The organism is Afipia broomeae ATCC 49717, from assembly GCF_000314675.2.
Classification (GTDB): domain Bacteria; phylum Pseudomonadota; class Alphaproteobacteria; order Rhizobiales; family Xanthobacteraceae; genus Afipia; species Afipia broomeae.
Genome location: NZ_KB375283.1, coordinates 410,300 through 424,484 on the forward strand (window position 1 = coordinate 410,300; position 14,185 = coordinate 424,484).

The following is a 14,185-nucleotide window of genomic DNA, read 5'->3' on the forward strand; positions in this document are numbered from 1 at the left end:
ACCAATGAAAATAAGCACGCTTCTCGGATTGATTGCCGCAACCTCTGTTTCAACCCAAATCTTTTCCACTCACACCAAGGCCGCTGAGGAACAAGTGCTGAAGGAACTCGCCCCCACCGGCAAGCTGCGCGTCGGCCTTGCCTATGCCCCGTCGCCCACGCCGATCTTCGTTGCCAGGGAAGGAGCCGACGTCAGCGGCCCCGCGTTCGACATCGGCAATGCTCTGGCCAAAAAGCTCGGCGTTCCGGTCGAGCTTCATGTCACTGCGACCACCGGCGAACTCACAGAAGCAGGCAGCGCAGGCACCATCGACATCGGATTTATGCCCGCCGACGAGGCGCGCAGGCAGAAGCTCGATTTCAGCCCGCCCTACTTCGTGATCGAAAGCACATTCATAACCACCGCCGCTTCCGGCATCAAAACGATGAGCGAGATCGACAGGCCTGGCATCAAGCTCGTCGGCATCGATGGCTCGACCACCATGCGGGCGGCGGCCCGAACTCTGAAGCAAGCCACCATCACACCGGCAAAGTCGGTGGACGATGCCATGGCCATGATGAAGGCCGGCGATGTGCAGGGCTTCGCCCTGACCCACGACTCTCTGCCAAAGCTGCAGAAACAGCTTCCAGGCTCCGTCATTCTGGACGGCGCATTTCAGACCGTAGGGGTCGCCATCGGCATCCAGAAGAACAAGCCCGCCGCCCTCGCTTATGTGAAAGAATTCGTCGACGAGGCAAAAAAGGACGGCACCGTCCGCAAGGCGTTCGACAGTGCGGGCCTGCAGTCACTCGCCATAGCGCCTTAACCCGTCGCCGCACGCATGACACATCACCGGCACGAGGCTTGATCGCTATCCAGCCTCGTGCTCAAAGACCCGAGATTATTTCGTTTGAAGGACCAATCATGACGACTTTGACGCTCGACGTTGCCCGCAAGATTTCCGATGCCGCCCTCGCCAAGTGCCGGGAACTGAAACTGAAGCCGATGGCCATCGCGATCCTCGATGCGCGCGGCGCGCTCAAGACGTTCGTGGCGGAAGACAATACCAGCCTGCTGCGCGGCGAAGTCGCCCATGGCAAGGCGTACGGCGCGCTGGCGCTGGGCATGGGTTCGCGCGCGATCTTCAAGCGCGCCAACGAGCAGCCCTATTTCGTCGACGCCATCAACACCATGGCGCGCGGCGCGCTGGTTCCGGTGCCCGGCGGCGTTCTCATCAATGACAAGGACGGCAACCTGCTCGGCGCCATCGGCATCAGCGGCGACACCTCCGACAACGACGAAACCGCGGCCCTCGCCGGCATCGCCGCCGCAGGCCTGGTCGGCAACGCCGGGTAATCTCTTCGGAGAAATCGATGACGTTTCCGCGCGCCTCGTCCGCCCTTTCGCGCTTCACGGTTCTGGATCTCACCCGGATTCGTTCCGGGCCGACCGCCGTGCGCCAATTGTCGGACTGGGGCGCGAACGTCATCAAGATCGAGGCGCCGACCGACCTCGCCGACAGCGAGCAGCCGGGCGGGCCGCGCAACGGCCCGGACTTCCAGAACCTGCATCGCAACAAGCGCGCGATGACGCTCAACCTGAAAGACCCGAAAGGTCTTGAGGTCTTCAAGCGTCTCGCCGCCAAGGCCGACGTCATCGTCGAGAACTTCCGTCCCGACGTGAAGGACAAGCTCGGCATCGATTACGCCAGCATGCGCGCGATCAATCCGCGCCTCGTCTATGCCAGCATCTCCGGCTTCGGGCAGGACGGCCCTTATGCCAAACGCCCCGGCTTCGACCAGATCGCCCAGGGCATGGGCGGGCTGATGTCGATCACCGGACTGCCGGGACAAGGCCCGGTTCGCGCCGGGATTCCTGTCGCCGACCTCACAGCAGGACTCTTCTGCGCGCTCGGCATCATGACCGCGCTGCTGGAGCGCGATGTCTCCGGCGAAGGCCAGTGGGTGCAGACATCGCTGCTGCAGGCGCAGATATTCATGCTCGATTTCCAGGCCGCACGCTGGCTGGTGGACGGCGATGTGCCGCAGCAGGCCGGCAACAATCATCCGACCAGCATTCCGACCGGCGTGTTCAAGACCAGCGACAGTTTCATCAATATCGCCACCACCGGCGGGCGAATCTGGGAGCGCTTTGCGCAGGCCATCGACGCGCCGGATCTGCTGACGCACCCCGACTACGCGACCATCGCGCTGCGTTCAAAGAACCGCGATGCGCTGAACGCCGCGATCGGAACGTACACGGCGAAGCGTACGACCGGCGAATGGGTCAAGATACTCAACGATGCCGGCGTGCCGTGCGGCCCGATCTACTCCATCGATCAGGTCTTCGATGACACGCAGGTCAAGCATCTCGGCATCGCGCAAGCCTTGCCCGATGGCGGCAAGCAGCTCGTAGGCCAGCCCTTCACGCTGTCGCGCACGCCGAGCCGCATGGCTGCGCGCCCGCCACTCGTTGGCGAGCAGACACATGACGTGCTGACGGAATTCGGTTTCAGTGAACAGGAGATCGCCTCGCTCCAAAAGAGCAAGGTCGTCTGAATTTTAAGGATACGCTCATGGCTTCGACCGACAAGGTGATCTCGCGCAAGGACGGCAACGTCGGTTACGTGATCTTCAACAATCCCGAACGGCGCAATGCCATGTCGCTGGAGATGTGGGAAGCCACCACACGGCTGATGAGCGAATACGCAAAAGACGACAGCATCCGCGTCGTCGTGCTCGCGGGCGCGGGCGACAAGGCGTTCGTCGCGGGCGCGGACATTTCCAAATTCGGCGATGAGCGCTCGACCGAGGAAGGCGTCAGGAAATACAACGACGCGGTGGAAGCTGCTTATGCCAGCGTCCACGAATTCCCGAAGCCCACCATCGCGATGATCCGCGGCTTCTGCGTCGGCGGCGGCATGGGCATCGCAAGCTGCTGCGACCTGCGCATCTGCTCCGAAGATGCGCGCTTTGCCGTTCCCGCCGCCAAGCTCGGCCTCGGCTACGGCTATCCCGGCGTGAAGCGGCTGATGGACGTCGTTGGCCCCTCCTTCACCAAGGAAATCTTCTTCACGGCGCGGCTGTTCGAGGCCATGGAAGCGGTCGAGATGGGCCTCGTGAACCGCATCGTCGAAAATGACGAACTCGAATTCTACGTCAAGAACTACGCCGCCACGATCGCCGCGAATGCGCCGCTGACGGTGGACTCGATCAAGTTCATTGTCGGCGAGGCCTGCAAGGACGAACTCAAGCGCGACATGAAGCGCTGCGAGGACCTTGTCGAAGCGTGCTTCAAGAGCGAAGATTACAAGGAAGGCCGCGCCGCTTTCATGGAAAAGCGCAAGCCGGTGTTCAAGGGGCGTTGAGCGCGAAAACTGTTCGCTTCTCATTTGCAGTCGGTCGGTAAAGCCGTCATTGCGAGCGAAGCGAAGCAATCCATTCTTGCAGGAAGCTGGATTGCTTCGTCGCTTCGCTCCTCGCAATGACGGAAAACTCGTCAGGCCCGTCCCCGCGTTTTATCTATCGCGCGCAACGCATCCCTCACCTCCGCCGTCGTCGCCGGCTCGCCTCCCGCGGCACGGACACGCGTTACGGCATCCTTCACCAGTGCTTCATTGGTTTGCGGATTGCCCCAGAGCGCATCCTCAAGCCCGACGCGGATATGCCCGCCACGTGCGACCGTGTGCGGGATCAGCGGCGTGATATCGACGCCGAGGCCCGCGATCATCCACGGTGCGCCGGGCGCGGTCTCTGCCAACAGATCGAGATGAATGTCGAGATATTTTTCGCGCGGCGGAAATCCCCAGGCGAATTCATCCGAGAACATGAAGCGATAGATCGGCGTCGGGGATGGCGGCGCAATCGCCGCCAATGCCGCGCCCAGCCGCGTGAAACCCGGCTCATAGATCGCGTAGCTTGGATGGACATTGTGGGCGCGCGCGATCCGCATGCCCTCCATAATGTCTTCATGCGGATTTGCGTAGACGCCGCCGTGGGCCAGATCGTCAAACCGCGAAATATGCACGGAGCCCGGATCGATCACCGCCCATTCGATCAGGCCGCGCTTTGCCAGTTCCAGCGTATGGCCGAAGCGATTGGTGTTCTGGTCCTGTCCGAGCCCCGGACTCGGAATGGTCGGATAGACAATGACATCAACCTTGGCGCGGATACCCTCGATGATCCGCGCATAAATCTCCCAGTCGTCCTTCTGGCGGCCGGTCGTCACGTCATAGGCATGAGCATGGATGATCGCGGCACCCGCCTCAGCGCAGGCGATGCCGTCCGCGACAATGTCCTCGACGGCAACGGGAATGCCCGGTTGCCTGGCGCGGGTCCATGGTCCGTTCAGCGCAGCTTCGATCCAGACCTTGTTCATGGCATTACTTCCCGGTCCACACCGGCTTGCGCTTCTCGGCGAAGGCCGCGAGCCCTTCCTTCGCGTCCTGCGTCATGGCCAGCAGCGCGATCTGGGATTCCGTGTAGGCGATGCCCTGATCGAACGACATCGAGGCCATCGCGCGCATGGCATACTTGCCGCGGCGGATCGCGGTCGGCGACTTGTCGGTGAGACGCCCGATCAGCCACTCAACCTTGGCGTCGAGTTCCGCGCCAGGCACCACATAGTTGAGCAGGCCCGCGTCCTTCGCGTCGATGGCGGTGAACGGCTCGCCGGTAAAACACCACTCGCGCACCAGACGCGGCGGCGCGACCGCCTGCAACAGGCTCAGCACCTGCATCGGAAACACCCCGACCTTCACTTCCGGCAGACCGAACACGGCATTGTCCGCCGCCACCGCCATGTCGGTCATGCACAGAAGCCCGATGCCACCGGCCATGCAGACGCCGTTGACGCGCGCGATGGTCGGCTTGGTGGCGTTCTGCGCGGTGCGCAGCATGTCGGCATAGGCTAGATTGGGCTGCGACAGATCGAATGCGAAACCGGCGCCCGGCTGCAAATCGGCGCCCGCGCAAAACGCCTTGTCGCCGGCACCGGTCAGCACGATGACGCGCACATCGTTATCCTCATGCGCGCGGCGGAAGCCGTCAACGATCCCGGCGATCACCGAAGCGTTCAGCGCGTTGCGCTTGTCGGGCCGGTTGATCGTGATCCAGAACGCGTGGCCGCGCCTGTCATGCAAAACCGGTGCGTCAGACATGAAAAATCCCCCGAAGTTTTTTCGTCATTGCGAGCGAAGCGAAGCAATCCACACTTTCTGAGTCAAGCAAAGCTGGATCGCTAAGTCGCCCGTAGCACGTCGAAGACGCGCGTAAACGCTAATGGCTCCTCGCAATGACTGGAGCGGACTCAAGCCGCATCCTGCACGGCCTCGATCTCAGCGACCACAAACCCGGTCGTCACCTGATCGCCCTCCGCAGCATTCAGCGCCATGAGCTTGCCCGAGACCGGCGCGGCATGGACATGCTGCATCTTCATCGCTTCGAGCACAATCACCGGCGCACCGGCGGCGACAATATCCCCGGCCTTCGCCAGCACCGACACCACCCGCCCGTTCATGGACGCGCGCAGCTTGCCGTCCGATCCGGCGGCACCCGCCTTCATCACGGCCATGTGCGACAGATCGCGCACATGCGACGTGACGCCAGCGAAACTGAAATAGAGATCAGCCCCGACGCGAACGAACCTCGCTGATCCCTGAACGCCGTCGCTGGTAAAAAGCACCACATCGCCGTCGCGCGGCCCAAGCGTCAGCGCGTGTTCGGACTCGGCGACGCCGATCTTGAAGACGTCGCCGCGTTCGCGCCGCACCGTCGGCTCGACAACGTGGCCGTCGAGCTCAAAGCGCAGCGGAATAGCATAGACGTGCGCCAGCCCGAGGCCCTGTTGCGCGTGAACAGCACCAATCGCTGAAACATGCACCAGCAGTGCGGCGACGGCCGCATGACGTCCGTCTTCGGATTTCGGCGGCGACAGATCGGCCGAGTGTTCTGCGATGAACGCCGTCGTCGCCTGCCCTACCGCGAAGGCCGGATGGTCCAGACAGCGGGCGAGAAACGACTGGTTGGTGGTGACGCCCAGCGCCGTCATGCGATCGAGGCCGGCGATCAGCTTCCGCCGCGCCTCGTCGCGTGTTGTGCCGTGACCGATGACCTTGGCGATCATCGAATCGTAAAACGGTGGAATTTCACCGCCGGATTCCAGCGCGTCCTCCACGCGTAAATCCAAGGGTGCATGCCAGCGCAGCATCTTGCCGGACTGCGGCATGAAATTGTGCGCGGCATCCTCGGCGCAGAGCCGCACTTCGATGGCATGGCCGGAGAACGAGACGTCCTCCTGCTGGAGGGGCAACGGCTCACCGCCCGCGACACGCAACTGCAGTTCGACCAGATCGAGCCCTGTGATCGCCTCCGTCACCGGATGCTCCACCTGCAGCCGCGTGTTCATTTCCATGAAGTAGTAATTGCCTGCGCTATCCAGCAGAAACTCCAGCGTGCCGGCGCCCTCGTAGTTGATCGCTTTGACGGCGGCGACTGCGGTCGCGCCCATCCGCGCGCGCAATTCCGGCGACACCGCTGGCGATGGCGCTTCCTCGATCAGCTTCTGGTGCCGGCGCTGCACCGAGCAATCGCGCTCGCCGAGATGGATCGCGTTGCCGTGACGGTCACCGAACACCTGAATTTCAATGTGGCGTGGCTGGACAATCGCGCGCTCAAGAATAACCGTCGGATCGCCGAACGCATTCTGTGCTTCCGAGCGCGCCGCGCGCAGCGCGTCCGGAAATGCTGTGTCATCCCCCACAAGGCGCATGCCGCGTCCGCCGCCACCGGCCACGGCCTTGATCATCACCGGGAAACCGATGCGTTTCGCGGCGGTGAGCATCGCGTCGTCGCTCTGGTCCTCGCCCTGATAACCGGGAACGCAAGGCACGCCCGCCTTCTGCATAATGTCCTTGGCGCCCGCCTTGTGGCCCATGGCGTGAATCGCCTCGGGCGATGGGCCGATGAACACAAGACCCGCATCGCGGCAGGCTTTTGCGAACTCCGCATTCTCCGCAAGGAAGCCGTAGCCGGGATGCACAGCGTCCGCGCCGCTCGCCTTCGCGGCCGCCACTATGGCGTCGATCCGCAGATAGGATTGCGACGGCTGCGACCCGCCGATCCATACCGCCTGATCGGCCTCGCGCACATGGCGCGCGTCGGCGTCCGCCGTGGAATACACCGCGACAGTCTCAAAGCCGAGACGCTTTGCGGTGCGGATCACGCGCAGGGCAATCTCGCCGCGATTGGCGATCAGGATTTTCCGGAACGGCGTTAGTTTGACTTCACCCGTCACAGTGTTCATGGCCGCGCCACCGAGAACTGGACCTGTTGCGGATTGCGCTGTTCCGCTTCGCGGCAGATCGCCAGCACATTTGTCAGCACCGCGCGGGTGTCGCGCGGATCGATCACACCATCATCGAGCAGCCGCCCGCTGGTCGCAAACACATCCATCTGCTTTTCGAACACATCAATGATCTGTGCCTTCATCGCCTCCAGTTTCTCCGGCTCCATCGGTTTGCCGCGCCGCGCGGCGGCGGCTTCCGCGACGATCGCCATGGTGCCGGCGGCCTGCTCGCCGCCCATCACCGCCGTCTTGGCGTTGGGCCAGGAGAAGCAGAACCGCGGATGAAAACCGCGCCCGCACATGCCATAGTTGCCCGCGCCGAACGACGCCCCGCAATAGATGGTGATCTGCGGCACCGTGGCGTTGGTCACGGCCTGGATCATCTTGGAGCCGTGCTTGATCATGCCGGCTTCCTCATAGGCCTTGCCGACCATGTAGCCCGTGGTGTTGTTGAGATAAAGGATTGGCGTGCGCGACTGGCAGCACGCCTGAATGAAGTGAGTGGCCTTGTTGGCGCCGTTCGGGTCCAGCGGGCCGTTGTTGGTGATGATCCCGATGGCGTGGCCGTTGATGCGGCCATGTCCGCAAACAGTTGCGGGGCCATAGTTCGCGCCAATCTCGAGAAAATCAGATCCGTCGAGAATGCGCGCGATGATCTGCTTCATGTCGACAGGCCGCTTGTGGTCCATCGGCATGATGCCGAGTAATTCTTCAGTGTCGTACAACGGTGCACGCGGCGGCTCGCCGCTCTCTGGCTGCGCACGGTCCCAGTTGAGATCGGCCATGATCTGGCGCGCGATGCCGAGCGCCTCGCGGTCATCTTCCGCCAGATAATCGCCAAGACCGGAAATGCTGGTGTGCATCTCCGCGCCGCCGAGTTCCTCCTCCGTCGCGATTTCGCCTGTCGCGGCTTTCAGCAGCGGCGGCCCAGCCAGAAACGCGCGCGTCCGCCCGCGCACCATCACGATGTAATCGGACAGACCCGTCTGGTACGCACCGCCTGCGGTGGATGAGCCATGCGTGACGGTAATCACCGGCAGCCCAGCCGCCGAGAGCAAGGCGAGATTGCGGAATGTCGTGCCGCCGCGAATGAAATCCTCGACACGGTAGCGCATCAGGTTTGCGCCCGCGCTTTCCACAAGCTGAACCGACGGCAGCTTGTTTTCCAGCGCGATCTCCTGCGAGCGCAGCCGCTTGTCGAGACCCATCGGCTGCAGCGATCCCGCCTCGATGCCGGAATCGCTCGCCGTTACCATGCAGCGCACGCCGGACACGAAGCCGATGCCCGCGATGGTGCCGCCGCCGGGAATGCTCTTGTCCGGGTCCGGCGTATCGAGGCAATATCCCGCGAGCGCGGAGAGTTCGAGAAACGGCGCACCCGCATCGAGCAGCAGCGCGATGCGCTCGCGCGGCAGTAACTGCCCGCGCTCGTGAAATCGCTTCTTGGACAGTTCGGAGGCCGCAACCGTCCGCCCCACCACGGCATCAACCCGCGCGATCTGCGCCAGCATCCCCGCGCGATTGGCCTGATAGCTTTCACTTGTGGGCGAAATGGAATTCTCGATCACCGCCATGGACAATTGACTTTCAGGCCGCCGATGTCGTGTTGAAATGGTCAACAAACTGCTGGCGCAGTTCGACCTTGCGCAGTTTTCCGGTGGCGGTCATCGGCATCTCGTCCAGAATTCGCACCAGTTTTGGAATCTGGAAACCGCCAAGCGTCTTGCGGCAATGCTCGATGATGTCCGTCTCACGCGCCTGCGCATTGGGCTTGAGTTTGACGAAGGCCGAGACGGCCTCGCCCCACTGCGGATGCGGCAGGCCGACCACCGCCGCGCTCAGCACTTCGGGATGCGCCAGCAGCGTTTCCTCGATCTTCACCGAGGCGACATTCTCGCCGCCGGACTTGATCATGTCCTTCTTGCGGTCGATGAACAGCACCTCGCCATGCTCGTCGATCAGCGCCAGATCGCCGGTGTGATGCCAGCCGAATTTTCGCGCGGCCGCCGTGGCTTCAGGGTCTTTATAATAGCCCATCATCACGTTGGGTCCGCGATGGACGATCTCGCCGATCTGTCCGGGCGGCAGGAGGTTGCCCTCGTCATCCATGATCGCGGTTTCGTTGACGATCATCGACTCGCCCCAGTAGTTACCGAAGCGTGCGAGTTGACGGTCCGGCTGCGACATGGTGGTCGCCGGATACATTTCGGTCTGCCCGCTGGGCTGGACGAAGGTCGGGCAGAGCTCGGCAATGCACCGTTCCAGCAGCGGGCGCGGCATCGGCGCCATGGTGTAAACGCAGGTGCGCAGGGTCGAGAGATCAAATTCCTTGCGGCGCGGATGATCGAGGATCGCCTGATACATTGCAGGCAATCCGATGAAGACGGTCAGCCTGTCGCGCTGGATCGCTTCCATGCAGGCGACGGGATCGAACCCGCGCATGATGGCCATCTTCCCGCCAACCGACAAATAGGTCAGCAACAGGACATGGGCTGCACAATGAAACAGCGGGAATTGTCCCGAGATGCCGTCATTGCGGTCCAGATGCATCTCGATGGCATTGCTCATCGCCGCCATCACCACCGCGAGATGACAGTGCATCGCGCCCTTCGGCCGCGAGGTCGTGCCTGATGTATAAATGATCATCGCCAGATCGCGGTCGTCGAAGGCGATCTCCGGCTCGATGTCGGACTGTCCCTTGATCAGTTCGTTGAAACTTGAGAGCCCCTGCTCCTTTGCCTTGCCGGCCAGATCGACTGCGATCAGATCAATACCGCGCTTCTCCAGCGCCGCGCGCCGCTCCGGCTGCGCATGCAGGTTGTCGTCGATCAGCGCGAAGCGAACCTCGGCGTGGCCAAGGATGTAATCCATGTCGCCCGACCCGAGCATGGTGTTGATCGGGACCCAGACCAGCCCCGCGCGGTGAATCCCGAACAGCGCTTTGACGAATTCGACCGAATTGTTGCAGATGGTCGAGATCTTGGCGCCGGGTTTCAGGCCGCGCGCGAGAAGATAGTTGGCGAAACGGTTGGCGTCGTGATCGACCTCGGTGAAGGTGACCTGACGCGCCCCGTCGGTCAGCGCGATGCGATCGGGAAATCGTTTGGCGGCGCGCCGCAAAATGTCACCGACAGCCACCCGCCCGATGCGTCCGGGACCGGGCACGCCGCCCGTTGCGGTCAGATCGCTCATGACGTTATCTCCCCGTGTCAGCCTGCGGCGCTTTCTTGTCCGCTTCGGCTCAATGCATCAGCTTGAGAATTTTCCGCGCCTCCGCCGGCGACGCGATCTCGCGGCCAGCGTTGCGCGCGCATTTCACGATACCTTCGATCAACTGCCCGTTCGACGTCACCTTGGTGCCGTCGCCAAGATAGAACGTGTCTTCAAGGCCGGTGCGCAGATGGCCGCCGAGTTCGGCGCAGCGCTGGTGCAGCGGCCAGATTTCCTCGCGGCCGATGGCGGTGACGCTCCAGTTGGAGTCCGGCAGTTTCAGCTTGAGCAGGATCGGCAACAATTCGGGATCGGCGGGCATGCCGGAAGCGACCCCCATAACGAAATTGTATTCGAGCGGGCCGGAATACATGCCGTTCTGCTTGTACATCGCCACGCTGCGCACGATGCCGACATCGAAGCATTCGAATTCCGGCAGCGTCTTGGTGATCTTCATCACGTCGAGATACTTCTGGACCTTGTCCGGCGGATTATCGAACACATGTGGCGGCCAAGCCCAGGAGCCATCCGCCTTCACTTTCAGATAGTTCAGCGAGCCGGCGTTGCAGGCGGCCATCTCCGGCGCGGTCTCGCGCACGCAATCGAGCGCACCCTGATAGTTCGGGCCGCTGACGCCCGTGGTGTGATTGATGATGACGCCGGGGCACGCCTCGCGGATCGCCTGCTGCACTTCCTTTGACAGGTTCACATCCCACGAGGGCATGTGGCCCTTGTCGGGGTCCTGCTGACGCAGATGCATGTGCATCACCGATGCGCCGGCATTGAACGCCGCCTTCGCCTCCCGCGCCATCTCCTCCGGGGTGACCGGGACATGGTGCTGCTTGGGATTGGTCAGCACGCCGTTGAGCGCACAGGTAACGACAGCTTTATCCATTCCGGGTCCTCAGGTTCGATCGCGACGTTGCTCCAAACGGTAAAAGGCGGGGGCTGCCAGCGTCTTGTGAAAACTAGCTGGGCTTGCCACAATTTTCGGGCGCATAATTTCAGAAGACATGGCGGCTTAACGCAAGTCTGCGCCGCGGGAACGGGCCATAAATCTCCGACATGGAGGATGAGAATGGATGCCCCCGAGCGGTTTGCCGAGACTTCGGCCAGCCCCTTTCTGACCCCGGAACATCTGGCGTTCCGCGATATGCTGCGGCGCTTTGTGGCCACCGAAATCGAGCCTTTTGCAGCGCAATGGGACGAGGCCGGGGAATTCCCCCGCGAGCTTTATCTGAAAGCCGCCTCCATCGGCCTGCTTCAGCTTGGCTTCCCTGAAGAATATGGCGGCATCCCTTGCGACCGCTTCATGTCCATGATCGCTGCGCAGGAGCTGGCCCGGGCCGGAGCCGGCGGCGTCAGCGCCAGCCTGAAAAGCCACACCATCGGCGCGCCGCCCATCGTCCATGGCGGCTCCGATGAACTCAAGGCGCGCGTGCTGCCGGACATCCTGGCAGGTCGAAAGATTTCGGCGCTGGCCATTACAGAACCCGGCGGCGGCTCGGATGTGGCCAACCTGCGCACCACCGCGCGTTGCGAAGGCGACCATTACGTGGTCAAGGGCGAGAAGACTTTCATCACATCCGGGATGCGCGCGGACTATTACACCGTCGCGGTGCGCACCGGCGGCGAAGGCGCGGGCGGCGTCAGCCTGTTACTCATCGAGCGCGATACACCCGGTTTTTCGCGCACCCCGCTGAAAAAGATGGGCTGGTGGGCGTCCGACACCGCGACACTCTATTTTGATGATTGCCGCGTGCCCGTCGCCAACCTGATCGGCACCGAGAATGCCGGGTTCAAGCTGATCATGAAGAACTTCAACAGCGAGCGGCTGGGTCTCGCCGCCGGTTGTACAGGATTCGCGCGCGTCTGCGTCGAGGAAGCCATCGCCTATGCCCGCGAGCGCAAGACCTTCGGCAAGCGTCTCGCCGATCATCAGGTGATCCGCCACAAGATCGTGGACATGGCGCAGCGCGTGGCGGCGACGCAGGCGATGCTGGAAATGCTGATCTGGCGGCTGGAGCAAGGCGACAATCCCGTGGCCGAGGTCTGCATGTGCAAGAATCAGGCGACACAGACCATGGCTTACTGCGCCTCCGAAGCGGTGCAGATATTCGGCGGCGCGGGCTTCATGCGCGGCCCCAAGGTCGAGCGCATCTATCGCGAGGTGAAAGTCAACGCCATCGGCGGCGGCACCGAGGAAATCATGAAGGATCTGGCAAGCCGCCAGATGGGGCTTTAGAGCGCGGCCATGAGGATAGAATGCAAGAGCATAGACCTTTCTTCACCTCTCCCGTGGGGAGAGGTCGATGCACGAAGTGCATCGGGTGAGGGCGTGCGGTCTCTCGATAGATTCTACGCCCTCACCCCAACCCTCTCCCCACGGGAGAGGGAGCCGATCTCGCTTGACGCACAAACCCGCGCAAGCAAATCCGTCCAGAAAATGTACGCCAAAAATTAAAGGCATCAGGAAACGCAATGCAGTTCACGCAGGAACACGACGCCATCCGCCGCACCATGCAGCAGTTCATCAAGAACGAGATCAATCCGTTCGTCGATGAATGGGAGCGCGACGGAATCTATCCGGCGCATCAGGTGTTCAAGAAAATGGGTGATCTCGGCCTGCTCGGCCTGTGCAAGCCCGTCGAATATGGCGGCGCGGCTCTGGATTACAGCTACGGCATGGTGATGGCGGAAGAACTCGGCGCCATCAACGCCGGAGGCGTCGGCATGTCGATCGGCGTGCAGACCGACATGGCGACACCGGCGCTGGCGCGGTTCGGCTCGGATGAGATGAAGCGCGAGTTTCTTGCGCCGTCCATTGCAGGCGACATGGTGGCCTGCATCGGCGTGTCCGAACCCGGCGCGGGCTCCGACGTGGCTTCGATCAAGACAACGGCCCGGTCCGACGACGATGATTACATCATCAACGGCGGCAAGATGTGGATCACCAACGGCACGCAGGCCGACTGGATGTGCCTGCTCGCCAACACCGGCGATGGCCCGGTTCATCGCAACAAATCGCTGATCTGCCTGCCGATGAAGACCAAGGGCGTTGAGGTGCTGCGCAAGCTGGACAAGATGGGCATGCACTGCTCGGACACCGCCGAAATCAAATTCACCGACGTGCGCATTCCCAAGCGCAACCGGATCGGCGAGGAAGGCAAGGGCTTCACCTATCAGATGATGCAGTTCCAGGAGGAACGGATGTGGGCGGTTGCCGCGTGCCTGAAGTCTCACGAAAAGACCATCGACGAGACCATCGACTACACGCGTCAGCGCAAGGCGTTCGGCAAGCCGCTGCTCGACAATCAGGTGATCCACTTCCGGCTTGCCGAACTGAAGACTGAAGTGGAGTTGCTGCGCTCCCTGCTCTATCGCGCCTGCGAGGAATACATCGCGGGCAATGACGTAACGCCGCTGGCGACGATGGGCAAGCTGAAGGCCGGACGCCTGGGCCGCGAAATTCCCGACGCCTGCCTGCAATACTGGGGCGGCATGGGCTTTATGAACGAAACCCGCGTCAGCCGCGCCTATCGCGACCGCCGCCTGACCTCCATCGGCGGCGGCGCGGATGAAGTGATGCTCAGCATTCTCTGCAAGTACATGGGAACGCTGCCGGAACAGTAAGCGCTTGCATTCAGGCACC

At 62.5% G+C, this 14,185-nt stretch carries 12 protein-coding genes; 6 read left to right on the forward strand and 6 right to left on the reverse strand.

The window, feature by feature from the left end; all coding sequences use genetic code 11:
- Positions 1-4 precede the first annotated feature (4 nt).
- From HMPREF9695_RS14395 to HMPREF9695_RS14410, 4 genes are all read left to right on the forward strand, one after another.
- The gene (locus tag HMPREF9695_RS14395; RefSeq protein ID WP_006021594.1) at positions 5-805 is read left to right on the forward strand and encodes a transporter substrate-binding domain-containing protein; all 801 of its coding nucleotides are present in this window, start codon (positions 5-7) and stop codon (positions 803-805) included.
- Between the two features lie 98 nt (positions 806-903).
- A complete protein-coding gene (locus HMPREF9695_RS14400; protein ID WP_006021595.1) occupies positions 904-1,335 on the forward strand; it encodes a GlcG/HbpS family heme-binding protein in 432 nt (143 codons plus the stop codon).
- Between the two features lie 17 nt (positions 1,336-1,352).
- A complete protein-coding gene (locus HMPREF9695_RS14405) occupies positions 1,353-2,537 on the forward strand; it encodes a CaiB/BaiF CoA transferase family protein (protein WP_006021596.1) in 1,185 nt (394 codons plus the stop codon).
- Between the two features lie 17 nt (positions 2,538-2,554).
- Positions 2,555-3,346 carry an enoyl-CoA hydratase gene (locus tag HMPREF9695_RS14410; protein ID WP_006021597.1) on the forward strand — a complete coding sequence of 264 codons (792 nt, stop codon included), beginning with the start codon at positions 2,555-2,557 and terminating at the stop codon, positions 3,344-3,346.
- Positions 3,347-3,477: 131 nt separating this feature from the next.
- Here HMPREF9695_RS14410 and HMPREF9695_RS14415 read toward each other — a convergent pair whose 3' ends face one another.
- The 6 genes from HMPREF9695_RS14415 to HMPREF9695_RS14440 all read right to left on the reverse strand — a co-directional run bounded on the left by HMPREF9695_RS14415 (position 3,478) and on the right by HMPREF9695_RS14440 (position 11,428).
- Entirely contained in the window at positions 3,478-4,356 is an 879-nt protein-coding gene (locus HMPREF9695_RS14415) for a beta-keto acid cleavage family enzyme (protein WP_006021598.1), read from the reverse strand.
- Between the two features lie 4 nt (positions 4,357-4,360).
- Positions 4,361-5,137: an enoyl-CoA hydratase/isomerase family protein gene (locus tag HMPREF9695_RS14420; protein ID WP_006021599.1), complete on the reverse strand. Its 777-nt coding sequence runs from the start codon at positions 5,135-5,137 to the stop codon at positions 4,361-4,363.
- A gap of 149 nt (positions 5,138-5,286) precedes the next feature.
- Positions 5,287-7,281 carry an acetyl/propionyl/methylcrotonyl-CoA carboxylase subunit alpha gene (locus HMPREF9695_RS14425; RefSeq protein WP_006021600.1) on the reverse strand — a complete coding sequence of 665 codons (1,995 nt, stop codon included), beginning with the start codon at positions 7,279-7,281 and terminating at the stop codon, positions 5,287-5,289.
- Positions 7,278-8,897, reverse strand: a complete 1,620-nt coding sequence (locus HMPREF9695_RS14430; RefSeq protein ID WP_006021601.1) for an acyl-CoA carboxylase subunit beta — start codon at positions 8,895-8,897, stop codon at positions 7,278-7,280. The genes HMPREF9695_RS14425 and HMPREF9695_RS14430 overlap by 4 nt, the downstream gene beginning before the upstream one ends.
- Before the next feature lie 13 nt (positions 8,898-8,910).
- On the reverse strand, positions 8,911-10,515 hold the full coding sequence (locus HMPREF9695_RS14435) for an AMP-binding protein (RefSeq protein WP_006021602.1): 1,605 nt from the start codon (positions 10,513-10,515) through the stop codon (positions 8,911-8,913).
- Positions 10,516-10,564: 49 nt separating this feature from the next.
- Entirely contained in the window at positions 10,565-11,428 is an 864-nt protein-coding gene (locus tag HMPREF9695_RS14440) for a beta-keto acid cleavage family enzyme (RefSeq protein ID WP_006021603.1), read from the reverse strand.
- 183 nt (positions 11,429-11,611) lie between these two features.
- Here HMPREF9695_RS14440 and HMPREF9695_RS14445 point away from each other — a divergent pair, with 183 nt between their 5' ends.
- Together HMPREF9695_RS14445 and HMPREF9695_RS14450 are read left to right on the forward strand one after the other, a co-directional pair.
- Entirely contained in the window at positions 11,612-12,778 is a 1,167-nt protein-coding gene (locus HMPREF9695_RS14445; RefSeq protein ID WP_006021604.1) for an acyl-CoA dehydrogenase family protein, read from the forward strand.
- Between the two features lie 236 nt (positions 12,779-13,014).
- The gene (locus tag HMPREF9695_RS14450; protein WP_006021605.1) at positions 13,015-14,166 is read left to right on the forward strand and encodes an acyl-CoA dehydrogenase family protein; all 1,152 of its coding nucleotides are present in this window, start codon (positions 13,015-13,017) and stop codon (positions 14,164-14,166) included.
- Positions 14,167-14,185: the final 19 nt, after the last annotated feature.